Below are 21,611 nucleotides of genomic sequence, written 5' to 3'. Positions count from 1 at the left end.
GCACTATCGCACCGTAAGAACGGTGCACAGACCCGAGGGGAAACATTGGTGGCATGCTGCCTACGTTGCGTGAAACAGCGGGCCGCACGCCGCCGGACGGCCCAGAGGAGGTCGCAAAGCTCGAACAGAAGATCAACGAGGCTCGTCAGGAGTACCGGGACGCGGCAACTGCTATGCGTCAGCCGTTCAAATACAGCGAGGCATTAGAGGTTGCGAAGTGGGAGGTGGAACGGATCACCAGGACGATGAACGGTGAGGAAAACCCACAGCCCACTGCCGACCCGGAACTACAAGCTCACCGACGCCAGATGTGCGTGCTGAATTCCCTCATCACCCGCCCAATGTCCTACCGCCACGAGGACCACAGTCGGGCTCACCACAGTCTCCTAACCACCGGCCCCGCAGGAGCGAAAGAATCGGGGCGAGGACATGGAGCGATGAGTCGCCTTTCCGATCTACTCAATGACTCCAACACCGAGCAGTTGTCCGAGCGGGGCCCGGCGAGTCAAGGAAGCGAAGTTCCCCGGGCCCAGACGGCTCGAAGACCTGGATTTGACCCAGATCCCGGACCTGCCGCCGGCAACCATGAAGAACGGGGATCTATCGCCTGCGCTAGCCTTGGTTTTTCATGAAGGTGGGTGTGGACTGGCGTTGTAAAGCCTGAAGGGTGCTCTGGGTAGGGCCAAATGAAGTTGTTCTTCCCAGAAAATCGGGTCTCCCGAAAAACCGGGTGCTACAGCCCCTATATTCGCTGGTTTGGTGGCAAAATAATAACCATAATGTCGCGACGATCACTCGAAATTCGCTCTGTAAGGAGATGGTCCTATGTCCACGAACAAAGTCCAAGCGAAGCCCGGTCTGGCCACCTACGTGTTGCGTGGGGCCATTGGCGGCATCGTTGGAGGAGCCGTATTCATTGGTGTAACCATGTGGTTTTCAGCGACGCAAGGCAATCCGCCCGCTGCACCATTCGGACTAATCTCCTCGATCGTACTAGGCGCGGATTCGTTGATGGCCGGTGCTGCATCAGTGCCGTTGGGCGTGGTGATTCACACGGTTAACTCACTTATATTCGGTATCATCCTCGGGCTGGTCGCCGCGCGGTTACCGGGTAACGCCTCTATCGCAGTGGTGGGTCTGGTGTATGGCCTGCTGCTCTATCTGGTGAACTTCCAGCTGATCGGGCGGTTCATCTTTCCACAGTTTCAGATGCCGAATCAGCCCTTCGAAGTTCTCGCACACCTCGTGTTCGGTGCCGTGGCGGCACTATTCCTATTCCACCGCCCGCGGCACGCTGAACATAGGTGACAGAAACACTCCATGCCACCCTCAACAGGGGCTTTTCAAAAGTCCGGTGAGGTCCCGCACCCGTGGGTTCTCGAGCGGTCGATCCTGCTGGGACTCCGATTCCTCGTTGCAGCCGACATTACCCGGCTCCCTATCGGGACATTTAATCTAAAGGACGTGGTGACGCTCCGCCTGATCGGACTGATCGGACTGATCGGACTGATCGAACTGATCCGGACCTTTCCTGATTTTCGTACCTGAACTGGAAATCACGGTCCAATGGCCTTGGCAGAAAGGCAAAGCGGGGAAGATATGGCGGAAGGCGGAAAGCCCCGAGATCGACGCCCTCGCCCAGCAATTCGGGAAAGTCCTCGACGTCCAGGGGCAATAGCCCACCCCTCCGTCGTCCTCCAAACGTACGTCACTTTCCAGAAGGTCGTCGGCGGCTACGGGGCGTTCGACAGCCGCACCCGGGACGCAATCGCACTCGTCGGCAACGTCGACGAGTGCAGCTACTGGCAGACAGCCCTCACCATGGGCGCGAAAGCCGCAGGACTGGGTAAAGACCAAACCATCAACATCCGCACGGGTGGCTCCATCGACTTAGATTCGGATCTCGCCGACCTGCTGGAACTGGAATTACGCGTGCCGTATCTACCAAACACAGGACTGTATCGCCGGTCTGCCTACAGCCGATCAACTACACGCCACCTTGGACAGAAGCCTCCAGCTGACAAGCTTCAGCTGCCTGTCACCCTCAAGGGCAGCAGTCGGCGCAGTTCGACGTTGGCGGCAGGGTCGAGCACCGAGCGGGGGCTTGTCTCAACATCTCTCGAATCTTTTTCGTCAATAAAAGGTTGGTGTTGGGTTATGTTCGATCAAAGTTTTATTGCCAAAGCTATTTCCAGGAGCGCGGAAAGCCCGGTAGACCGACGCCGGTTCTTCCGTACCGCGGGACTGACTGGTCTGGGCGTCAGCTCAGCGGCGATGCTCGCCACAGCAGCACCGACCCGTGCCGTCACCATGGACATGGGCTGCCCTCTAATCTGGTCGATGGGACCGGCACCCCCGGCGGTGTCACGGGAGGGCATGCTGTGCCGTTCAAGACCAAAGCCATCGAGCAGTATGCCAAGGAAATCGCAGCAGATGAGAAATCACACGTGACTTTTCTGCGCACAGCACTCGGCAGCGCCGCCGTCTCTCGCCCCAGCATCGACATCGGCGCGAGTTTCACCGCAGCTGCCGTCGCCGCAGGGCTGATCAAGGACGGCGAACCTTTCGATGTTTATGAGAACGAAGATAACTTCCTGTTGGGCGCATTCATCTTTGAAGATGTCGGAGTCACCGCCTACAAGGGCGCAGCGCCCCTGATCGATAACAAAACCTACCTGGACGCCGCCGCCGGTATCCTCGCCGTCGAGGCGTACCACGCTGGCATCATCAGGACCTCGCTCTACTCCAAGGAGCTGCAGGCACCGGCCCTGGCAATCTCTGACGCCAGGGATAGCCTCGATGGTCCAGATGACCTGGATCAGGGAATCGGCACCACGAAAGAGGCGAACCACGTACCCACCGACAAAAATGGACTCGCCTTCGGCCGCACCCCCGGCCAGTTCCGGAACATCGTCTACTTGAACCCGAAACCAGTACGCTCCGGCGGCTTCTTCCCCAACGGTGTCAACGGCGAACTCAACGGCAGCGGAGAACTCGCTCCGCAGCCAGGTGGATCCGTGCCCTCCGGTGCCCCCGGAACCGGCATCGAAGGAACCAACACCAGCGGACCCGACTTGGGCCTGATCGGCCTCGGCGGCGGAGCCGCCCTCGCCGGCGGCGCGGCCCTAGCCCTAGGACACAAGATGGGCACCGAGACCGCAACGGAGACCACCACCGCACAGCCAGAGTAAAAACACCCGCCAAAAACGGTTCCAAGAGCAGCCGCGGACAAACCTTTATCGGAAAATGCGCCACCCACACACGACAACAACAAAAGGTCACCTGCAACGATTCGACTCCGCGGTTGTGCCAACGGAACGGGCGATGGTGCGAAGCTCAAGCCAGGAGCTCATGTAAGCGCCTTTCGAGTCACGGCCGGTAGTCCGAGCACGCCCAGCAGGACCACCGGCGGGACGATGATGGCCGAAGGCAGGACCGCAGTGAGCTGTTCGTTGCCCGATCAGGACAACCCCCGCGAACGCTGGAACGTGCAAATATATAATGACAACCTGCTTAGTATCTGGTTAGGGTGGTGGAAGTGCTGGACGTGACTACCGCATGCCGCAGCACCCTCGACTAGACGGAGGCATCAGCATGACAGAGATCACCGCACATCACGGATTGTTTAAAGACACCAACCTGCACGTGGACGACACCGGCGGCCCGGGCCGTCCTGTCGTTTTGATCCACGGTTGGCCGCTCTCGGGTGAGGCATGGGAAAACCAGGTACCCGCTCTGCAGCAAGCCGGCTACCGGGTCATTACTTATGACCGCCGCGGATTTGGTCGAAGCGACAAGCCCTCCAAGGGCTACACGTACGACACCTTGACCGAGGACCTGCACTCCCTGCTCGAACAACTAGACCTAAACGATGTGACCCTGGTCGGATTTTCCATGGGTGGCGGTGAAGCGGCCCGCTACTTCAGCAAGTACGGAAACGAGCGGCTCCACAGCGTCGTTTTTGCCTCCGCTGTCCCCCCGTATCTAATGCAGGGCGACGACAACCCTGACGGCCCGCTCACAAAGGAAGCCGCCGCGGACATGACGGCTGGTCTGACCAAGGACGAAGATTCGTTCTACGACGGGTTCACCCACGAGTTCTTCTCCGTCAACGGTGAGCTGAAAGTCACTGAAAAGCAGCGTCAGGACGCCCTCGCCCTGTGTAAGCAAGCCGACAAGAAGGCGGCGCTCGCCTGCATGGAAGCCTTCGGGGGAACCGACTTCCGCGACGACCTGCCCGAAGTCAACGTTCCAACCCTGATCCTTCACGGCGATGGCGACGGAGTCGTTCCCTTCGAAGGATCCGGGCAACGCACCCACGCCGCCGTCCTCGGCAGTGAACTCCACATCATTGCTGGGGCACCCCATGGATGCAACGTCAGCCACCCTGATGAATGGAATGAGGCCCTCATCGCCTTCCTCGCCAAGTAACACCTCACGGCCCTGCAGTGGTTCCCCACTTCAAAGCAGCGTGGAACCACTGCCGACGGTTGATGTGCCTTGTGCATCCAAGGGCCGTCTCAGAAATTTATGAATGACCGGTACTAACCCGCGCTATGAACGGGGGACGACTGGTTTGTGGAATGCGTTCCTCCTACGGGCACGGGCTACCGTGCAGACGACTTTGGATATTCCGTGCTCTGGCGGGCATGGCTTGCATGACCTCGATGCTCCCGTAAGCCGGCGATCGTTGTGCCGAACCACATCACCCCGTAGCCCCTGGTCTCACCTTCGAGCAGGCTGGTATAAACGACTTGGACACGTGGTCGGCGACGTTCGGTCAGGTTGTCTCCGAGAGGGAGATGATAAGTGGAACGTGTACGGGCAGCTGCGCGACGACCTCGTACAACGAGGTACGCCTGAGGTTGGTCCCTGCGATAGTTTCTGACCATAAGGTTTTGCTGCCACGAAGGAGATGGAAGATGTCTGCGAACGATTACAGCACCAAGGGCGCGTATGTGACCGGTGGCGAAGACTTTACGCGGGACACCAATTACATTGAGGATCGCATTGTGCGCGGGGGCGATAATCCGGAGGCGGGCCGCTGGCCGGTTGAGGCGGGACGGTACCGCCTGGTGGCTGCGCGTGCGTGCCCGTGGGCCAATCGGTCCATCATCGTCCGTCGACTACTGGGCCTGGAGGATGTCATTTCGATGGGTACTCCCGGGCCAACCCATGACAAACGGTCCTGGACCTTTGACCTTGATCCAGACGGCAAGGACCCGATCCTTGGCATTGAGCGTCTCCAGCAGGCCTTCTTCGAACGGGACCCGGAGTACTCCCGCGGCATCACCGTACCTGCGATCGTGGACATTCCCTCGGGGATGGTGGTGACAAATAACTATCCGCAGATCACTCTTGATTTCTCCACGCAATGGACGGAGTTCCACCGCGATGGGGCGCCGGAGCTCTACCCGGAGCCGTTGCGTGATGAGATCGACGAGGTTGCGCAGCGGGTTTTCACCGAGGTCAACAACGGCGTTTACCGTTGCGGTTTCGCGGGTTCCCAGAAAGCGTACGACGACGCGTATCACCGGTTGTTCACCGCACTGGACTGGCTGGAGGAACGTCTGTCCGTGCAGCGTTTTCTGGTGGGGGACACGATCACGGAGGCCGACGTCAGGCTTTTCACGACGCTGGTGCGGTTTGATCCGGTGTATCACGGGCATTTCAAGTGCAACCGGAACAAGCTGGCCGAGATGCCGGCCCTGTGGGGCTATGCGCGGGACCTGTTTCAGACTCCCGGATTCGGGGACACCATCAATTTCGAGCAGATCAAGCAGCACTACTACGTGGTTCACGAGGACATCAATCCCACCGGGATTGTGCCGCTGGGCCCAGACCTTTCGGGTTGGCTAACTCCGGCCGGCCGCGAAGAGCTCGGGGGCCGCCCGTTCGGCGATGGGACGCCACCTGACGCGGAGGTAAATTAGGTTAGGTTTTCGTTTCCTTATCCACCTTCGGACAGGGTAGCCTTACTTAGTAAGTTTATTGGTGGAATCGATGATGGCTCGGGACGTGCGCCCGTAGGGAAGGGGCGCGGGTGTCCATACCGACGCAGCGGGACCGGACATCGCCCTCCGCTACAGTGCCTCGCGCCGCATCGTCCCCCGCCACAACGTCTTCTGCCATAGTGCCCACGCCCGTAGCGCCGTCGTCGTCCGCAATGCCAGTCCAAGCATCAAAGACCCGCCCACGGCAGAGGTCAAAGCGCGTGAACATCACAATGTTCGTCGTGGCTGTGGCCGTTCTGGGTCTGTTCGTCATAGCATCCATGGCCTTCGGTGCCCGGCCCATTGATGTCAACACACTGGTGCAGGCACTCGCCGATTTTAACCCGGCCAACGGCGATCACGCCGTAGTCCACTCCCGCATCCCACGGACCATCACCGCGCTGCTGGTGGGAGCTGCCCTCGGCCTTGCCGGCGCCGCCATGCAGGGCGTCGCCAGAAACCCTCTGGCGGATCCGGGCATTCTCGGAATCAACTCCGGGGCCGCGCTCGCCGTGGTCCTGGGCATCTACGTTTTCGGACTCTCGGGCATCACCGGTTACATCTGGTTCGCTTTCGCTGGGGCCGCTGTCGCCGCCGTCGTTGTTTACGCTATTGCCAGTCTGGGACGGGAAGGCGCGACGCCGGTGAAACTTGCCCTCGCCGGTGCGGCACTGTCCGCGGGGCTGGTGTCCTTGATGAGTGCACTGCTGGTGAGCAGCCAAGAGACGCTGGACCGGTTCCGGTTCTGGCAGGTCGGTACAGTGGCCGGACGCGATGTGGAAGCCATTAGCGCAGTGATCCCGTTTCTGCTCGTGGGAGGCATCCTCACTCTGTTCACCGGACGGATGCTCAACGGACTGTCCATGGGAGACGACATCGCTCGCGGCCTCGGCCAGAACGTCCCGCTTGCCCGCGGAGTCGCGGCGCTCGGCGTCGTCGTTCTCTGTGGTGCGGCAGTGGCGCTGGCTGGCCCCATCGCTTTTGTGGGACTGGTGATTCCGCATATGGCACGTCTCATCGCCGGTCCCGACTACCGCTGGATACTGCCCTTCTCCATGGTTCTCGCACCTATGCTGCTCCTGGGAGCGGACGTCGTCGGACGCCTTATCCTTCCTCCCGGAGAAGTGCAGGTGGGCGTCATGACGGCGATTATTGGTGCGCCGGTCTTCATCTGGCTGGTACGACGGCGGAAGATGGTGGCACTGTGAGTACGGAGACCGAAACGCCCCAAAACGCCGTCATCAAGCTACCGATGAGGCCAGGCGAAAAGATTCGTCACGGCCGCCGCACATCATCCCGCCGCGGCCGCGTGATCATCGGTGTGCTCGCTGGACTGACCGCTGTGTTGTTCGCGGTCTCCATCCTTCTGGGCACCTACACCGTGACCATTCCCGATTTTTTTCGCATTCTGGGCGGCGAACAGATTCCCGGGGCCACGTTCATCGTCATGGATGTCAAACTGCCCAGAGCCACCGTGGGCGTCATGGTCGGCGTCGCGTTCGGAATTGCTGGTGCCATCTTCCAGACCATGCTCCGCAATCCGCTGGCCAGCCCAGACATCATCGGCATCAGCTACGGGGCAAGCGCCGCCGCGGTTAGCGCTATCGTGATTTTCGGGGCATCGGGCATCGCCATTTCGTGGGCGGCTCTTCTCGGAGCCCTCGTTGTTGCTGGCGCCATCTACAGCCTGTCGCGGCGCGGCGGAGTGGCCGGGTACCGGCTGATTCTGGTGGGCATCGGTTTCGCTGCAGTGCTGCAGGCCGTAGTCAGTTACCTCATCACCCGCACGGATGCGCGGACAGCGCAGGACGCCCTCGTCTGGATGAGCGGATCCCTCAATCCCGCCACCTGGGACCGCGCTGGCATTCTTGGGCTGACGCTGGTGGTGCTCCTGCCCGCAACGGTTGTCCTGTCCCGGAGCCTAGGTGGACTGGAACTGGGCGACGACGCCGCTGCCGGCCTCGGCGTCCAGGTGGAACCAGCGAGGCTGGGATTGATCATCGCCGGCGTCGCCCTGTGTGCAGTGGCGACGGCGGCTGCCGGGCCCGTTGCGTTCATCGCGTTTTTGTCGGGGCCGATCGCCCGCCGTCTCCTGCGGGGGCGTGGGTCGCTGCCGGCGGCCGGGCTGGTGGGAGCCGTCATCGTACTTGGCGCGGACTTTATTGCCGCGAACATGATTTCCGGAGTATCACTGCCGGTAGGAGTCATTACGGGTGCCCTGGGCGCGCCGTTCCTGCTGTGGCTGCTGGCGACGTCCAATCGAACCGGCCAGGGAGGCTGAATATGACCGTTGAGTCAGAGAAGAAGGTCAGTACGGGCCAGGACGCAGGAAGAGGCGAGGAAGCCCGTCTGTTGCCCTCCAACCAGGAAACGGTCGAGGCAGCGTCTGCCGACCGTGCCGTGTCCGGTCGCTCGCTGAAGGCCGAGAAACTGACCCTCGCCTATGACGACCATACGGTGGTCCATGACCTCACGGTGGAGCTGCCGCCCGGTCAGGTTACGGTCATTGTCGGAGCCAATGCCTGCGGCAAGTCGACTCTCCTGCGCGGGCTTGCCCGCCTCCTCAAACCTGCGTCCGGAACGGTGATGCTGGATGGCCGGGACATCCATTCCCTGCCCACCAAGCAGGTTGCCAGAACCCTGGGACTGCTACCGCAGACGCCGTCGGCTCCGGATGGAATTACCGTGGCGGACCTCGTGGGCCGCGGACGCTACCCGCACCAGGGATGGTTCCGTCAGTGGACGCCGGGGGACGACGCCGCCGTCGCGTCAGCGCTGGAAGCGACGGACACGCTGGAGCTCGCTGAGCGCTGCGTGGATGAGCTGTCCGGCGGTCAACGTCAGCGCGTGTGGATCGCCATGGCCCTTGCACAGGAGACGGACATCCTGCTTCTGGACGAGCCCACCACCTTCCTCGATGTGGCGCATCAGGTTGAGGTTTTGGACCTCGTCTTCGACCTCAACCGCAGGACCGGCACCACCGTGGCCATTGTGCTGCACGATCTGAACCTCGCCGCTCGATACGCGGATCACTTGATCGCCATGTGCAAGGGCAGCATCATCGCCCAGGGTGCGCCCGCGGACGTCGTGACAGAAGAAAACGTCAGCCGGATATTCGGTCTGCAGTCCAGTGTCATCACGGACCCGGTATCCGGTACGCCCATGGTGATTCCGGAAGGCCGTCATCACCGCAGGCCGGAGCAAACTAAGCCGAGCCCCACAAAATCCGGCCCGGCCAAGCCCCGCCCGGTCAACGCCGTCGGCTGTTTCGATGTGACCGTGAAGTGCGTGGAACGCCTCGGCCCCAACTTCCGCCGCGTCACGTTCACGGGAATGGATCTGGCCGGGTTCGGCGTCCGGGGAGACACCCTGGATCTACGGATCAAGCTGATCATTCCGGTACAGGACCGGGCGCCGTTCGATCTCAAAGCGCTCATTGCGGAATCCGAGGATGCAGGCGCTGGCTGGTACCAGACGTGGCTACAGGTTGACCCTGAGGTGCGCGGTGCGATGCGCACTTACACGGTCAGGGAGCACCGGATTGTCGACGGCGAGCACGAGCTGGACGTTGATTTCGTGATGCACTTCGATGAGTTGGGCAAGGGTGGACCTGCATCCCAGTGGGCCATCAAAGCGGCGCCTGGAGACACACTGAGCGTCATAGGTCCCAACATCGGGGCCGCGAACTGCAGCACCGCCGGAGCATACGGTGGCATTGAGTGGAGCCCGGGTCTAGCGCAGCGGGTTTTGCTGGCTGGAGACGAGACAGCTGTTCCCGCAATTGCAGCGATTCTCGAGTCCCTGCCTGCGGACATGACGGGCAACGCCATTCTTGAGGTGCCCGAGCCCGCTGACTTCCAGGACGTGCGGACGCCGTCGGGTGTGGAGGTGACCTGGCTGGCACGAGGTGAACGCCCGCACGGTGAATTGCTCGATGCAGCGGTGCGACGCGCCGTCGTCCTGCCAGGTTGGGCTGCCGTTGGTCGTACGCCGTCAGCTTCGGTGAAAGCCGGGCTTCCGCTGGGAAGAGAACCCGAGTTCGTGGACGTGGATCAGGCCATACTGTGGGAGACGCCGCAGCGTCTGGATCAGGCTGCCATCGAAGCCACCCCCAACCCCGACATGCCAGCTGGTGCCCTACCGTTCTACGCGTGGATTGCGGGTGAAGCCGCAGTTGTTCGTGAGCTGCGCAGATACTTGGTGCGCGACGTCGGGATCGATCGCAAACAGGTGGCGTTCATGGGCTACTGGCGCAAAGGAAAATCTGAGGCGTAGGCGTTTCCCGGTGTGGTTGACCTGACGTGGCCTATGTTACGAAATGATAACTCTTTGTTAACATCGCCGTAGTCTGGTCAATGTACTGATATGCGTCATTGCTTCAGTTCCCGTGCTCCACGCTCAACCCTGTCAGGCGCCCGGTCCCGCTACCGCAGGCGTCACGAGAGGCTTTTACGTGACTCATTCAACCCACCATGGACGCCGTTGCGTCCAGTCCGCCAAAGCTCCGATGCGACACCAGTTTTTCACCGTCGCTGGCAGCGTTCTGGCACTTGCCGGTCTCGTCGCAGGCAGCACGATCGCGGAGCCAGCCGCACCCCTGGGACACGTGGCCTCCGCCAACTCCCCAGACACTGACCAGGTCCACGCTGACGACGACGCTTCCGTCGACTTTCAACGCACCTCCTCGATCACGAGCGAGTCACAAGGCACAGCGGGGGACAAGCCAGCAGGCCCCGCCACAGTGTCCTCCAGCATCGAGCCAACCGGGCTCTCAGAGCCGCTGGCGAGCGCGCACCTTGCGTCGTTCTTCGGCACGAGGGCCAACCCGCTCGGAAATACCGCTACCGATTTCCACCGTGGCGTCGATTACTCGGGTGCGTGCGGGGCGGCGGTGCTCGCATCTGACGACGGGGTTGTCGCCGAAGCTGGCTGGCACCCCTTCGGGGGCGGGCAACGGGTCGTTGTCGAGCACGGCGACGGTATGAAGACCACTTATAACCATCTGAGCGCGATCGGTGTGGCCGTGGGCGAAAAGCTAACCCGTGGTGCAACTCTGGGTGCCATAGGCAGCACCGGCAACTCCACCGGTTGTCACCTGCACTTTGAGGTCATGGTGAACGACAACGTCGTGGACCCGCTGGGCTTCCTGTAGGGCCCATCGGACCGGTTCCTAGTGCCTGATGGTCAGCACGCCTGCATCGAGTTCCATTGCGAGGTGACGTGCCTGTCCCAGATGATCGCCGTCGAGCTGAATCTCCAACGGTTCCTCGGAATCGATCTCGGCGCTCTGGCCCTGAAAGTATTCCACGGCCGGGTCTTTGCCTTTGTTCCGCCGCAGCAGTTTGGCGGCCACACCAATCCAACCAAACGCTCCACTGGGCGCCACCGTCATGATGTCCAGCACGCCGTCGTCAAGCTTGGCACCGGGGAAAATTTCCAGCCCACCCTGGATCTTGCCGCAATTGCCGCCCATGACGCTGCGCAGACGGCGGCGCATCGGCGCCTGTCCATTGATCGCTATGCGGGTCTTGGACGGTTTTCCGGGAAGGTTTCGGATGCCAGCGTCTACGTACGCCAACCAGCCAACCCGGTCCTTCAGGACGTCGTTGGTATCTGCCATGACGGCGGCGTCAAAACCAATTCCGGCCATCACCAGAAACAGGTGACGTTCGTCCGCGTGGTCAAGCGTGGCGTAGACGACGTCGATCTGGTGGTCTTCGCCGAGCATGGCTCGCCGTGTGGCGTCGGCAATGTTGTTCAGTGGCAGTTCCAGGTTCCGGGCGAGCAGATTGCCCGTGCCCAGCGGAATCAGGCCTAGCGGCACATCGGTTCCCGCGAGCTCGTGCGCAACTGCACGTACGGTGCCGTCGCCACCGGCGGCCAGTACGACGTCGACCCCCGCGGCGAGCGCTTCCTTGGCCTGTCCGAAACCCGGGTCCTCAGCCGTCGTCTCGATCTCCAGTGGAGAGTCCCAGCCCTCGGACGTGGAGAGGTCGCGGACCGCCTTGGCGACGTCGTCGTTCGTGGATTTGATCGGATTGACGATGAGCGCGGCACGTTGGGTCATAGTCCTACTTTAGCGGGGGCGTTCGCCTGTTACGCGCAGGCCGTTGGCGGGCTTGCGCGTAAGGTGGGCACGTGGAAATGACGCAACGATATGTGGCACTGGGTGATTCATTCACCGAAGGCGTGGGAGACCGGGATGAGTCGCGGCCGAACGGGGTCCGCGGCTGGGCAGACCGGGTAGCGGAGCAGCTCATCCTTGCAGATCCGGCCGCCGGCTACGCCAATCTGGCTATCCGAGGGCGCAAGCTTCGCCAGATCATGGACGAGCAGGTGGACGCGGCGCTCGCGCTGGAGCCAACCCTGGTCAGTATCTACGGCGGCGGAAACGATATTCTTCGGCCACGGGTAGACATCGATGCGCTCCTGACAACGTACGAGGACGGTGTGGCCCGCCTCCGCAACTCCGGTGCGAAGGTCATCCTCTTCACCGGTTTTGATTCGTCAGCGTCCGCTGTGTTTGGGAAGACGCGCGGACGGACGGCCATCTACAACGAACTTGTCCGCGAGATTGCAGAGAATCACGGCGCCGACATCGTGGACTACTGGCGCATGCGGGAATTCCGCGACTGGCGGTACTGGGACACTGATCGCCTGCACATGTCCACTGCCGGCCACACCCTGATGGCCCGCAAAGTACTTGACGTGATGCGCACTTCGCACAGGATTGATGTTCCGGGCCTCGAAACGAGGCCGGCACTGGGCCGCCTGCGGCAGTTGCGCGCCGATGCCCAGTGGGCGCGTGAGTACGTTGGCCCGTGGATGGGGCGACGTCTGCGCGGAGTCTCATCGGGAGACAGTCTCAACCCAAAGTTCCCAACGATCACGCGCAACCTTGACGCCAGCTCAATAACTTCCTGATCTTCACAGGGCATCCGGTCTGTAGGTCTTCATTTCCATGTTCGGGAGTGATAGACACTAAGTAGCCTGCCGCTTCAGAAACCGGAAGGCGATCCAGGGAGTCACCTGGCTCCCCGTGATGGAAGGAGAACACCCCGATGACCGCAACGGCACGTAAAACTCCCCTCTCCGAATGCTCTGCGTTGTTCCGGCAGCCGGGACCGTGGTGCTCTGTGTATATAGATGCCAGTACAGGCACCGTCGATTCCCTGCGTGCCCACGACGTCATTCCGGAAAATGTGCATAATGAACTTCAGCGTGCAGGAGCTTCAAAGGCAGACGTGAAAGCTGTTGATCAGGCTCTCCGTGAATCATCAAAGGGCCTGCCGGATCCCGTCTCGCAGGTACTTCTCGTGCGCGACGGCGAAGTCGCGCTGAACGAGCGGTTCCACGGACACCTGGTGATGAAGTCATTCGTCACGGTGGACACAGTTCCACATCTGGTGCCGTTGCTGCGACACCGCCCAGAGCAGTTTCCCTACGTTGTGGCCGAGGTAAGCCGCGACGGCGGCGAAGTGCGGCTCGCTTACGCAGGAACGACGGCGGCTGGCCGGTCAGTGGAGGTGGAGGGGTCCACAGAGAATCTGAAGAAGGTTCCAGGCGGCGGCTGGTCTCAGGGCGGACTGCAGCACCGCACGGAGAACATCTGGAAGGTCAACGCGTCCGAGGTCGCCGCGGAGATCGACCGTGTGGTCTATGAGGTTCACCCCAAACTCGTCATTATCGCCGGTGACGTCCGGGCGCGGCAGCTGGTCCGGGATCAGCTTGCCAAGGAAAGCGCCGTCGTCGCCTCCGTCGTTGAAAGTCATACCCGAACCGGTGGCGCTGATCATCACGAGTTCAATCTCCAGGTGGAGTCGCTTGTGGCACAGAAGCTGGCGGAGGTTCAAGAGGAGTTGCTGAACCGGCTGCGGATGCAGGAGGGGCAGGCAAATCCCCGGGCAGCCACGGGTATTGGCGCAGTGGTTACCGCACTGCAGCAAGCGCAGGTGGACGTGTTGATGATTCAGGCCAGCGAATGGCAGGACTCGACGCTACTGGCGCTCGATGCGGAACCGTGGGTGGCTACGTCCGACGGCGAGCGGGCTGGGGCGGGTGTGCTCGGTGAGGTTCCGGCGCAGTCGGCGCTGGTTCGGGCTGCGGCGCTGACTGACTGCAGGGTGTTGTTCTTGCCCGATGGGGTCTTGGACAAGGACGAATCGGTGTCGGCGCTGCTCCGTTGGTCAACGGGCCCGAACGTTCCTGGAAGCTGACCCTTCCTGAAATCGACTTTGCAGTAGATGAGCGTCTCAGCGATGAGAACAGCATCTACTGCAGAGTCGATTTTTTTGCTTAGAACAGGCTGGAGATTTGTCCCACGATCAGGACCAGCACCAGCGCAACAACGATGCCGATGAGCACCAGCCATACCGCAGAGAAGCCCTTCTTTGGGCCGTGTTCCTCGTGCCCCTGTGGCCCGGCGGTACTAGCCTCGGCCGGTGGTGTGTCCCCGGGCTGAACGCTACCGCCGGGGGTCAGGCCCGTGATGTTGTCCTCTTCCGGGTCCGGATTCGCGCTGCTCATGGGATCTCCTGTTGTTTCGCGTGGGTGCGTTGACAACACCGTACAACCAATTCGACGTCAACGATCAGTTTACTGGCTATCTCTGTGGTGACAGCCACTAATCCGCTAAGCTTACTTATTATTATTCGTTGATTCCCGCTAGGAGTGCGTGTGACCAAGGAAGCGAACATCACGGCAGCGAAGGGGCGCCACGCTCCGGCGCCGGATAGGGCCGATAAGCCGGACGCGCCCACGAAAATCCATAAACCGGTGTGGAAATACGTGTTCAAGCGGACTATCCGTGAGTTCACGGGTGATCAATGCACCGATCTGGCCGCATCACTCACCTACTACATGGTTCTAGCTCTGTTTCCCGCGCTGTTGGCGCTGGTGTCCATCGTGGGCCTGTTCGGTCTGGGCGATGCCGTCACCAAAACGATGACGGATCTGATCGGTGGAGCGGCCCCAGGAAGCTCCACAGAGACACTCACCTCCGTCATTGAGGGGTTGAGCTCCTCTTCGGGCGCCGGACTCGTGTTCATCGTCGGTCTCGCTGGTGCACTCTGGTCTGCCTCGGGGTATGTCAAGGCCTTTGGGCGTGCTATGAACCGAATCTACGAGATTGAGGAAGGGCGCCCCTTCTGGAAACTCATCCCCAGCCAGCTCTTGGTGACGCTCATCGTCGTCGTCATGGCCGCCGCGGGAATGGTGATGCTTGTGGTCTCCGGTCCTATCGCTGAATCTATTGGGAACGTCGTCGGACTCGGGAGCACCGCAGTCACCGTCTGGAGCATTGCCAAATGGCCCGTGCTGGCGCTCTTCGCGGTCATCGTCATCGCGCTGCTTTACCACAGCACGTCCAACGTCAAGCAGCCAAAGTTTCGATGGATCAGCATTGGCGCCGTCATTGCGCTACTGGTGCTCGGTGTGGCCACTGTGGGGTTTGCGTTCTACGTGACGAGTTTTGGCAGTTACAACGCAACCTATGGCGCGATCGGTGGCGTGATCGTCCTGCTGCTGTGGTTCTGGATCAGCAATATTTCCCTTCTCTTCGGTGCCGAATTCGACGCTGAACTTGAACGCGGCCGTGAGCTGCAGGCGGGCATCAAAGCTGAAGACACGCTTCAGTTGCCTCCCCGCGACACAGCTGGCATAGAGAAGAACGCCGAGAAGAACGAGGAGGTCATCGAGCAGGGTAGACGCCTGCGCAATAACAGTTAGGTCCCGCCCCCGAGGGCATTTCCCATATTGCAAGGAGAACACCATGACATCCGATAGCAACAGAACGGACGGCTTGCACGGGCAGGATGCCGTGCCCGCCGGTAGCGTCAACGATCCCTACGCTCGCGACAACCCGTTGGTCGGCGAGGGGCAGAGTGCAGTACCCGGCGGTCCCCTCAGCGATGCTTATGAGGCCGACCCGGTGGGCGCATCCTCTGCGAGCACATCAGACCGGTCTAGCTCCGATGACGGATCCACCGGATCGGCGGCCAAGCATGAAGCGCAGGAGGTGGGCGCGCAGGGCAAGGAGGCCGGAAAGAAGGTCGCCGGCAAAGCCAAAGACGAAGCGGCCAATGTCGCAGGAGAGGCCAAAGACAAGGCCAAGAATCTCGTGTCGGAACTCGGCGATGATATCCGGGGACAGGCAGCGACGCAACAGCAGCGCGTCGCCGACGGACTGCGGTCCATCAGCCAGGAACTCGGGTCAATGGCCAACAATTCCGAAGAGCAGGGCATGGCAACGCATGTCGTGCAGCAAGCTGCAACGCGCACCGAAGCGGCAGCAGGTTGGCTCGGCGATCGCGAACCTGGCTCGTTGCTGGAGGACGTGAAGTCCTTCGCCCGCAAGCGCCCCATGGCATTCCTGGCCATCGCTGCAGGAGCCGGAATGCTGGCTGGCAGGCTGTCCCGCGGAGTTGCCGCAGACACCGAGTCCATGGAGCGCAAGCAGCACCAAGACGACGGCGCACACAGTGACCAGCACGGCTCGCAGAGCAACGTAGGTGGGTACGACGCCGGTGCACCCCGCGACGGCACCATGCCGGGAGCACCCATTCCGCCATCAGCAGGTGGTCCAGTCCCACCACCAGCAGGGAGCCCCGTACCAGCAGGGGGCGCCATACCACCCAACGGTGGCCCCATGCCGCTCGCTGGCGGTTCTGTACCCCCGGAGAACGGACCTGTTCCGCCGGTGGATGATCCCCGAAGGGAGGATTACCTGTGACAGACATTCCAGAAACTCCGGCCGAGGAAAAGGCTGAGCACACCTCCCTCGGAGACCTGCTCGGCGACGTCAGTCGCGACGTTTCCACCCTCATGCGGCAGGAAATGGCGCTCGCGAAGGCTGAAATCCGTGAGTCAGCCACGCTCGCAGGCAAGGGAGCAGGGATGCTGGCGGGAGCCGGCGTCGCCGGTCATTTTGTCCTGCTGTTTCTGTCCGTGGCCGTTTGGTTGGCCATCGGATCGCTGACCGGCCTGGGTTGGGCGGCCCTCATCGTAGCTGTCATCTGGGCGATCATCGCCGCGGTCCTGGCAGTGGCGGGCAAGAAAAATTTGACATCAGTCAAGGGTGCGCCGCAGACCGCCGAGACGGTCAAGGAAATTCCGCAGACACTGAAACCGAACGGGGATAGACCATGAGCCAGTCACCAGATGAGATCCGAAGCAACATTGAACAAACTCGAGGCCGCCTTGGCACCGACGTTGATGCCGTAGCGGACAAGGTTTCGCCGTCGAACGTTGTTCACCGCCAGACGGACAAGGTGAAGAGCAAACTGCACGACGCCAAGGACGCGGTCATGGGGTCGGGGCACGGCGGAGGCCGGTCGGCGCCTGGGAACTCTCACCAAATGGGAGACAGGCTTCACGACGCGCCGGACACAGTGGCGCAGAAGACCAAGGGTAGTCCGCTGGCCGCTGGGCTCATCGCCTTTGGCGCTGGGCTGCTGGTGTCTTCGCTGATCCCGCCGAGCCAAGTCGAGTCGCGGCTGGCCGATGAGGTCAAGGAGAAAGCGCAGCCACTCGTCGATGAGGCGAAAGACAGCGCGAAACAGGTGGCCGAGGACATGAAGGAACCGGCCAGGGAAGCTGTTCAGGACGTGAAGGACAGCGCCCAGCAGAGCGCCGAGAACGTCAAGTCGGAGGGGCAGCATGCCGCCGACGACGTCAAGGGGCGCGCCCAGGAGGGCAAAGACAACATGCGCGATCGCAGCGATAGGTAGTATCCGCTGAGCCCCTCCGCCGAGGTCACCCCTGAGCCACGATGTCACCCCGCACAGTGGGTGACCTCGGCAACCAGGGGTGACGTCGGCCGGGCAGGAACGCCGCAAGCACGGTGTGATTCCCTTGACCTGACGCGGTTTTGTCTCAGAGCCTAGCGGCGACTAGGATAGTACAGCGTTAAGTCACGCACCGTCTTCCCCGCGGCGAGGCACTTCGGCTGGTTCTCACCCCGCCTGGTCAACCTCCGGAAAGTCGCAGTAATAACGGTGTCACAACTGGTGGCGGTACGCTCCATTGGCAGAAATGTCAGATTTTGGCACTGCTTTATGCGGCCGTCATATTTACTACAACTGGAGGAGAGATCATGGCAGCACACTGCCAGGTGACAGGAGCTCAGCCGGGCTTTGGTCACAGCATTTCGCACTCGCACCGTCGCAACAAGCGTCGGTTCGACCCGAACATTCAGAAAAAGCGTTACTGGGTTCCGTCCCTGCGTCGTAACGTCACGCTTCAGCTGTCCGTCCGCGGCATCAAGACCATCGACGTCCGCGGTATCGAGTCAGTCATCGCAGACCTGCTCGCGAAGGGTGTGAAGCTCTAGTGGCAAAGGACAAGGACGTACGTCCCATCATCAAGCTGAAGTCCACTGCGGGCACCGGGTTCACTTACGTGACCCGTAAGAACCGCCGGAACAATCCGGACCGAATGGTTCTGAAAAAGTATGACCCCAAAATCCGTCAGCACGTTGATTTTCGAGAGGAGCGCTAAGCATGGCTAAGAAGTCCAAGATTGCACGCAACGAGCAGCGCAAGCTGATCGTCGAGCGTTACGCGGCGAAGCGCCTCGAACTCAAAAAGACGTTGGTTGACGCAACCGCTTCGGATGAAGCACGCGAAGAGGCTCGCCTCGGGCTGCAGAAGCTCCCTCGCAACGCTTCACCTATCCGCGTTCGTAACCGCGACCAGATTGACGGCCGTCCGCGCGGTACTCTGCAGAAGTTCGGCATCTCCCGTGTCCGTTTCCGCGAAATGGCGCACGCTGGCGAACTGCCGGGCATCAAAAAGTCCAGCTGGTAAGCATCAGCTAGTTCTGTGGATAGGGGCGGTGACCAATGGTCGCCGCCCTTTCTGCATCCCGAGGTCAGAGGCCCGTGCAAAGGGGCCGCGGGGCGAAATCGGACAGAAAATTGGAAAAAAGCCTAAGAAAACGCTGAAAATCCGGCGAATTCCCGAAAATCTACGGGCCTTTCGGCGACAAGCTGGTAAGTTTTCGTCACAGAGGCGGTTCGCACCCGTGAACCGCTCCGGCTAACAAAGAGTCCAGGAGGACAAAATTGGCTATGAATCGTAGTGAACTGGTATCAGCAGTTGCAGAGAAGTCCGGAAACAGCCAGACCGCCGTCAACGGTGTTCTCGACGCTGTGTTCGAGGTCTTCGCCAACTCCGTATCAAATGGCGAGAAAATCACCATCCCCGGATGGATGGCAGTGGAGCGCACAGACCGTGCTGCCCGCCAGGGTCGTAACCCGCAGACCGGCGAGACCATTCAGATTGCAGCAGGCCACAGCATCAAGTTGACCGCTGGCTCCAAGCTGAAGGCTGCTGTCTCCAAGAAGTAATTTTTTCAAGTTTTTCAGCAGGGCCGCACCCTTCCGGGGGTGTGGCCCTGCTGGCTTTAAGCGGTGAGAGGAGAAGCCTCACCCTGATTCGCGCTATTTCTACAGCGGGTAGACAATAGGTACGTGGTGCAGACAACCAGCAGACCCAAGGCTCCAACAGCCCTCAGCGTGCGCTCTGGCGGGACGCGGCGATGGTTGGGTGTCAGCGGGGCCGTCCTGCTCATTGCGCTCGCTGTGTCGCTGTTCTACACCGGCGCGGCTGCCCCTCGGGGCCTCTCAGACCCCGGGGCTCTCACCCGGTGGGCGCTTCCGGTCTCCAAAGCCGTTCACAACATCGCCTTGTCTGCGGTGATCGGGTCGCTGATTTTCGCAGTCGGAATCCTCCCGCGGCAGTTGAACTGGTCCGGTAATCGGCGGAAGGGTCCCGACGACGACGGCGGCGGGGAACATCCAGCGTTTACACGCACCATGACGTTGGCCTCGGGTGCCGCGGTTGTGTGGACGTTATCCGCATTGGCCATCATGGTGCTCACATATTCTGATGTAGCCGGCATTCCCCTCAGCGGTGACCCCGGTTTCACGGAGGGCCTGCTCGCCTACCTCACGGATTTCGCCACCGGGAGGGCTTGGCTGTCGGTGTCCATCATCGCTGCTATTGTCGCCACGCTGACCTTCGGCGTCCGAAACCTCACTGGTCTTGCCCTCACCACTATTCTGGCCTTCGGCGCTCTGGTACCGCTCTCGCTCATCGGCCACTCCGCTGGGGGCGATGACCACTACGGCGCCGTCAACTCCATCGCACTGCATCTACTCGGGGTCACCGCTTGGGTGGGAGGCATCATTGTTCTGGCCGTCATCGCGCCCAAGCTCTCCGCCGGCGCCGCCCAAACATTCTCTGGGTCAGCTGCGCCCCGTCCCACGGACCGGGACATCACCACTAGTGTTCTCCGCCGCTTCTCAACCCTTGCCGGGCTTGCGTTCGCCCTGGTCCTCTTTTCGGGTGTGGTCAACGCTTCCATCCGCATGACTGACCTCTCACAACTCGGGACCGAGTGGGGCTCCCTGGTGGCGGTCAAGACGGCCGGAACTATCCTTCTCGGCGTCATCGGCTACCTGCACCGTCAATGGATTATCCCGCAGCTGGAAGTGCGGAAGTCAGCCAAAGCTGTTCTGTGGCAGCTGATCACTGTGGAACTGGTCATCATGGCAGCCGTCTCGGGAGTCGCCGTCGCGCTGGCCAGAACGGCACCGCCTGTCCCTGAAGAACTACAGCCGGATGCCACGCCGGCCCGTATCCTCACCGGCTACGAGCTCCCGCCCGAGCTGACCGCTGAACGGTGGCTCACGGTCTGGCGTTGGGACTGGCTCTGGGTTGCTTTCGCGGTGATCGTCGCCGTGGCCTACATCGTGGGAATGGTGAAGGTCCGACGACGCGGCGACAGCTGGTCGGTCCTACGCGCTATTGCGTGGATGGTGGGACTTGTTGGGCTGACCTACGTGACGTCCGGTGCTCCTGCCGTGTACGGCATGGTGCTGTTCAGTGCTCACATGGTGGGACATATGGCGTTGACCATGATGGTGCCTCTGTTCCTGGTTCTCGGCTCACCTGTGACACTTGCACTGAAGGCGCTGACACCGCGGCGGGACGGCACGCGCGGGATCCGCGAGTGGATTCTCGTGGGCGTGCACTCACGGTTTTCGCGCTTGGTGACCCACCCGTTGTTTGCCGCCGCGAACTTCGCTGGGTCCATCATTATTTTCTACTATTCGCCGCTGTTTGGCTTTGCTCTGAGATACCATGCGGGCCATGAGCTGATGAACCTGCATTTCTTGTTGACCGGCTACCTGTTTATTCTGAGCATGATCGGCTCGGACCCGGTTCCCCGGCGGGCACCGTACCCGCTGCGTCTGCTGCTCCTGTTCGCCACGATGGCCTTCCACGCCTTCTTTGGCGTTGCACTGATGGGCGCAACGTCGCTGTTGCAGGCTTCCTGGTTTGGGAACATGGGACGCGATTGGGGGCCGTCTGCGCTCGCCGATCAACAGCTCGGTGGAGCCGTGACGTGGGGAATAGGCGAAATCCCCACCCTCGCCGTAGCCCTTGGTGTCGCTCTCATGTGGTCCCGCAACGATGCCCGCGAACGCAAACGGGTGGACCGAGCTGCGGAGCGAAACAACGAGGCCGAACTCAACGCGTACAACGACATGTTCGCGAAGCTGCAGGAACGAGACCGGCAGCACGGCCTGTGACGTAGATCCCCACTGTGACGCGG

Annotated in this window: 25 protein-coding genes; 21 read left to right on the top strand and 4 right to left on the bottom strand. The window is 61.4% G+C overall.

Annotation, left to right across the window (positions count from 1 at the left end; all coding sequences use genetic code 11):
* Positions 1-53: 53 nt before the first annotated feature.
* The 3 genes from JOE65_RS15265 to JOE65_RS14800 all read left to right on the top strand — a co-directional run bounded on the left by JOE65_RS15265 (position 54) and on the right by JOE65_RS14800 (position 1,548).
* Entirely contained in the window at positions 54-632 is a 579-nt protein-coding gene (locus tag JOE65_RS15265; RefSeq protein WP_239537385.1) for a hypothetical protein, read from the top strand.
* A 193-nt stretch (positions 633-825) separates the two neighbouring features.
* The gene (locus JOE65_RS14805) at positions 826-1,308 is read left to right on the top strand and encodes a hypothetical protein (RefSeq protein WP_205163903.1); all 483 of its coding nucleotides are present in this window, start codon (positions 826-828) and stop codon (positions 1,306-1,308) included.
* 12 nt (positions 1,309-1,320) lie between these two features.
* Positions 1,321-1,548, top strand: a complete 228-nt coding sequence (locus tag JOE65_RS14800; RefSeq protein ID WP_205163902.1) for a DUF1622 domain-containing protein — start codon at positions 1,321-1,323, stop codon at positions 1,546-1,548.
* Positions 1,549-2,165: 617 nt separating this feature from the next.
* On the opposite strand, the gene JOE65_RS15260 is transcribed toward JOE65_RS14800, so the two are convergent.
* On the bottom strand, positions 2,166-2,378 hold the full coding sequence (locus tag JOE65_RS15260; RefSeq protein WP_239537383.1) for a hypothetical protein: 213 nt from the start codon (positions 2,376-2,378) through the stop codon (positions 2,166-2,168).
* A 3-nt stretch (positions 2,379-2,381) separates the two neighbouring features.
* Here JOE65_RS15260 and JOE65_RS14795 point away from each other — a divergent pair, with 3 nt between their 5' ends.
* From JOE65_RS14795 to JOE65_RS14785, 3 genes are all read left to right on the top strand, one after another.
* Positions 2,382-3,191, top strand: a complete 810-nt coding sequence (locus JOE65_RS14795; RefSeq protein WP_338021665.1) for a ferritin-like domain-containing protein — start codon at positions 2,382-2,384, stop codon at positions 3,189-3,191.
* Between the two features lie 403 nt (positions 3,192-3,594).
* On the top strand, positions 3,595-4,431 hold the full coding sequence (locus JOE65_RS14790; protein ID WP_205163901.1) for an alpha/beta fold hydrolase: 837 nt from the start codon (positions 3,595-3,597) through the stop codon (positions 4,429-4,431).
* A 491-nt stretch (positions 4,432-4,922) separates the two neighbouring features.
* Positions 4,923-5,933, top strand: a complete 1,011-nt coding sequence (locus JOE65_RS14785) for a glutathione S-transferase family protein (RefSeq protein ID WP_205163900.1) — start codon at positions 4,923-4,925, stop codon at positions 5,931-5,933.
* Between the two features lie 55 nt (positions 5,934-5,988).
* Here JOE65_RS14785 and JOE65_RS14780 read toward each other — a convergent pair whose 3' ends face one another.
* Entirely contained in the window at positions 5,989-6,222 is a 234-nt protein-coding gene (locus tag JOE65_RS14780; RefSeq protein ID WP_205164247.1) for a hypothetical protein, read from the bottom strand.
* Between the two features lie 4 nt (positions 6,223-6,226).
* Between JOE65_RS14780 and JOE65_RS14775 the strand changes: the two genes are divergently transcribed.
* The 4 genes from JOE65_RS14775 to JOE65_RS14760 all read left to right on the top strand — a co-directional run bounded on the left by JOE65_RS14775 (position 6,227) and on the right by JOE65_RS14760 (position 11,145).
* A complete protein-coding gene (locus JOE65_RS14775; protein ID WP_239537377.1) occupies positions 6,227-7,201 on the top strand; it encodes a FecCD family ABC transporter permease in 975 nt (324 codons plus the stop codon).
* A 44-nt stretch (positions 7,202-7,245) separates the two neighbouring features.
* Positions 7,246-8,274 carry a FecCD family ABC transporter permease gene (locus tag JOE65_RS14770; RefSeq protein WP_205164235.1) on the top strand — a complete coding sequence of 343 codons (1,029 nt, stop codon included), beginning with the start codon at positions 7,246-7,248 and terminating at the stop codon, positions 8,272-8,274.
* 2 nt (positions 8,275-8,276) lie between these two features.
* Complete coding sequence (locus JOE65_RS14765) at positions 8,277-10,268, top strand: SIP domain-containing protein (RefSeq protein WP_205163899.1); 1,992 nt, start codon at positions 8,277-8,279, stop codon at positions 10,266-10,268.
* A gap of 178 nt (positions 10,269-10,446) precedes the next feature.
* Positions 10,447-11,145 carry a peptidoglycan DD-metalloendopeptidase family protein gene (locus tag JOE65_RS14760; RefSeq protein ID WP_205163898.1) on the top strand — a complete coding sequence of 233 codons (699 nt, stop codon included), beginning with the start codon at positions 10,447-10,449 and terminating at the stop codon, positions 11,143-11,145.
* Between the two features lie 18 nt (positions 11,146-11,163).
* Here JOE65_RS14760 and JOE65_RS14755 read toward each other — a convergent pair whose 3' ends face one another.
* Positions 11,164-12,060 (bottom strand): diacylglycerol/lipid kinase family protein, encoded by an 897-nt coding sequence (locus JOE65_RS14755; RefSeq protein WP_205163897.1) that lies wholly within the window; start codon positions 12,058-12,060, stop codon positions 11,164-11,166.
* A 71-nt stretch (positions 12,061-12,131) separates the two neighbouring features.
* Here JOE65_RS14755 and JOE65_RS14750 point away from each other — a divergent pair, with 71 nt between their 5' ends.
* Positions 12,132-12,917: a GDSL-type esterase/lipase family protein gene (locus tag JOE65_RS14750; RefSeq protein ID WP_205163896.1), complete on the top strand. Its 786-nt coding sequence runs from the start codon at positions 12,132-12,134 to the stop codon at positions 12,915-12,917.
* A 137-nt stretch (positions 12,918-13,054) separates the two neighbouring features.
* Positions 13,055-14,209: a baeRF2 domain-containing protein gene (locus JOE65_RS14745; RefSeq protein ID WP_205163895.1), complete on the top strand. Its 1,155-nt coding sequence runs from the start codon at positions 13,055-13,057 to the stop codon at positions 14,207-14,209.
* A 79-nt stretch (positions 14,210-14,288) separates the two neighbouring features.
* Here the strand turns inward: JOE65_RS14745 and JOE65_RS14740 are convergent, their stop codons facing one another.
* Positions 14,289-14,519 carry a DUF6480 family protein gene (locus JOE65_RS14740; protein WP_205163894.1) on the bottom strand — a complete coding sequence of 77 codons (231 nt, stop codon included), beginning with the start codon at positions 14,517-14,519 and terminating at the stop codon, positions 14,289-14,291.
* 150 nt (positions 14,520-14,669) lie between these two features.
* Here JOE65_RS14740 and JOE65_RS14735 point away from each other — a divergent pair, with 150 nt between their 5' ends.
* The 9 genes from JOE65_RS14735 (at position 14,670) to JOE65_RS14695 (ending at position 21,588) form a co-directional block, all read left to right on the top strand.
* Entirely contained in the window at positions 14,670-15,719 is a 1,050-nt protein-coding gene (locus JOE65_RS14735; protein ID WP_338021663.1) for a YihY/virulence factor BrkB family protein, read from the top strand.
* 43 nt (positions 15,720-15,762) lie between these two features.
* On the top strand, positions 15,763-16,722 hold the full coding sequence (locus JOE65_RS14730; RefSeq protein WP_205163892.1) for a hypothetical protein: 960 nt from the start codon (positions 15,763-15,765) through the stop codon (positions 16,720-16,722).
* Between the two features lie 5 nt (positions 16,723-16,727).
* Positions 16,728-17,138, top strand: coding sequence for a phage holin family protein (locus tag JOE65_RS14725; RefSeq protein WP_205164234.1), 411 nt, complete (start codon positions 16,728-16,730; stop codon positions 17,136-17,138).
* The gene (locus JOE65_RS14720; protein WP_205163891.1) at positions 17,135-17,719 is read left to right on the top strand and encodes a DUF3618 domain-containing protein; all 585 of its coding nucleotides are present in this window, start codon (positions 17,135-17,137) and stop codon (positions 17,717-17,719) included. The genes JOE65_RS14725 and JOE65_RS14720 overlap by 4 nt, the downstream gene beginning before the upstream one ends.
* 365 nt (positions 17,720-18,084) lie before the next feature.
* Complete coding sequence (gene rpmB / locus JOE65_RS14715) at positions 18,085-18,321, top strand: 50S ribosomal protein L28 (RefSeq protein ID WP_205163890.1); 237 nt, start codon at positions 18,085-18,087, stop codon at positions 18,319-18,321.
* The gene (rpmG, locus tag JOE65_RS14710) at positions 18,321-18,488 is read left to right on the top strand and encodes a 50S ribosomal protein L33 (RefSeq protein WP_205163889.1); all 168 of its coding nucleotides are present in this window, start codon (positions 18,321-18,323) and stop codon (positions 18,486-18,488) included. Before rpmB ends, rpmG begins: the two co-directional genes overlap by 1 nt.
* Before the next feature lie 2 nt (positions 18,489-18,490).
* Positions 18,491-18,796: a 30S ribosomal protein S14 gene (gene rpsN / locus JOE65_RS14705; RefSeq protein ID WP_205163888.1), complete on the top strand. Its 306-nt coding sequence runs from the start codon at positions 18,491-18,493 to the stop codon at positions 18,794-18,796.
* A gap of 257 nt (positions 18,797-19,053) precedes the next feature.
* The gene (locus tag JOE65_RS14700; protein WP_205163887.1) at positions 19,054-19,338 is read left to right on the top strand and encodes an HU family DNA-binding protein; all 285 of its coding nucleotides are present in this window, start codon (positions 19,054-19,056) and stop codon (positions 19,336-19,338) included.
* Between the two features lie 123 nt (positions 19,339-19,461).
* Complete coding sequence (locus JOE65_RS14695) at positions 19,462-21,588, top strand: bifunctional copper resistance protein CopD/cytochrome c oxidase assembly protein (protein WP_205163886.1); 2,127 nt, start codon at positions 19,462-19,464, stop codon at positions 21,586-21,588.
* Positions 21,589-21,611 lie beyond the last annotated feature (23 nt).

Origin of the sequence: Arthrobacter roseus (genome assembly GCF_016907875.1) — a bacterium.
Classification (GTDB): Bacteria; Actinomycetota; Actinomycetes; order Actinomycetales; family Micrococcaceae; genus Arthrobacter_J; species Arthrobacter_J roseus.
This window is presented reverse-complemented; position numbering and strand designations above follow the sequence as displayed.

Bases quoted from the DNA above. Each gene is read 5' to 3' on its own strand.
- JOE65_RS15265 (WP_239537385.1), top strand. From the start codon at position 54: ATGCTGCCTACGTTGCGTGAAACAGCGGGCCGCACGCCGCCGGACGGC.
- JOE65_RS14805 (WP_205163903.1), top strand. From the start codon at position 826: ATGTCCACGAACAAAGTCCAAGCGAAGCCCGGTCTGGCCACCTACGTG.
- JOE65_RS14800 (WP_205163902.1), top strand. From the start codon at position 1,321: ATGCCACCCTCAACAGGGGCTTTTCAAAAGTCCGGTGAGGTCCCGCAC.
- JOE65_RS15260 (WP_239537383.1), bottom strand. From the start codon at position 2,378: ATGCCCTCCCGTGACACCGCCGGGGGTGCCGGTCCCATCGACCAGATT.
- JOE65_RS14790 (WP_205163901.1), top strand. From the start codon at position 3,595: ATGACAGAGATCACCGCACATCACGGATTGTTTAAAGACACCAACCTG.
- JOE65_RS14785 (WP_205163900.1), top strand. From the start codon at position 4,923: ATGTCTGCGAACGATTACAGCACCAAGGGCGCGTATGTGACCGGTGGC.
- JOE65_RS14780 (WP_205164247.1), bottom strand. From the start codon at position 6,222: ATGTTCACGCGCTTTGACCTCTGCCGTGGGCGGGTCTTTGATGCTTGG.
- JOE65_RS14775 (WP_239537377.1), top strand. From the start codon at position 6,227: ATGTTCGTCGTGGCTGTGGCCGTTCTGGGTCTGTTCGTCATAGCATCC.
- JOE65_RS14770 (WP_205164235.1), top strand. From the start codon at position 7,246: ATGAGGCCAGGCGAAAAGATTCGTCACGGCCGCCGCACATCATCCCGC.
- JOE65_RS14765 (WP_205163899.1), top strand. From the start codon at position 8,277: ATGACCGTTGAGTCAGAGAAGAAGGTCAGTACGGGCCAGGACGCAGGA.
- JOE65_RS14755 (WP_205163897.1), bottom strand. From the start codon at position 12,060: ATGACCCAACGTGCCGCGCTCATCGTCAATCCGATCAAATCCACGAAC.
- JOE65_RS14745 (WP_205163895.1), top strand. From the start codon at position 13,055: ATGACCGCAACGGCACGTAAAACTCCCCTCTCCGAATGCTCTGCGTTG.
- JOE65_RS14740 (WP_205163894.1), bottom strand. From the start codon at position 14,519: ATGAGCAGCGCGAATCCGGACCCGGAAGAGGACAACATCACGGGCCTG.
- JOE65_RS14730 (WP_205163892.1), top strand. From the start codon at position 15,763: ATGACATCCGATAGCAACAGAACGGACGGCTTGCACGGGCAGGATGCC.
- JOE65_RS14720 (WP_205163891.1), top strand. From the start codon at position 17,135: ATGAGCCAGTCACCAGATGAGATCCGAAGCAACATTGAACAAACTCGA.
- rpmB (WP_205163890.1), top strand. From the start codon at position 18,085: ATGGCAGCACACTGCCAGGTGACAGGAGCTCAGCCGGGCTTTGGTCAC.
- rpsN (WP_205163888.1), top strand. From the start codon at position 18,491: ATGGCTAAGAAGTCCAAGATTGCACGCAACGAGCAGCGCAAGCTGATC.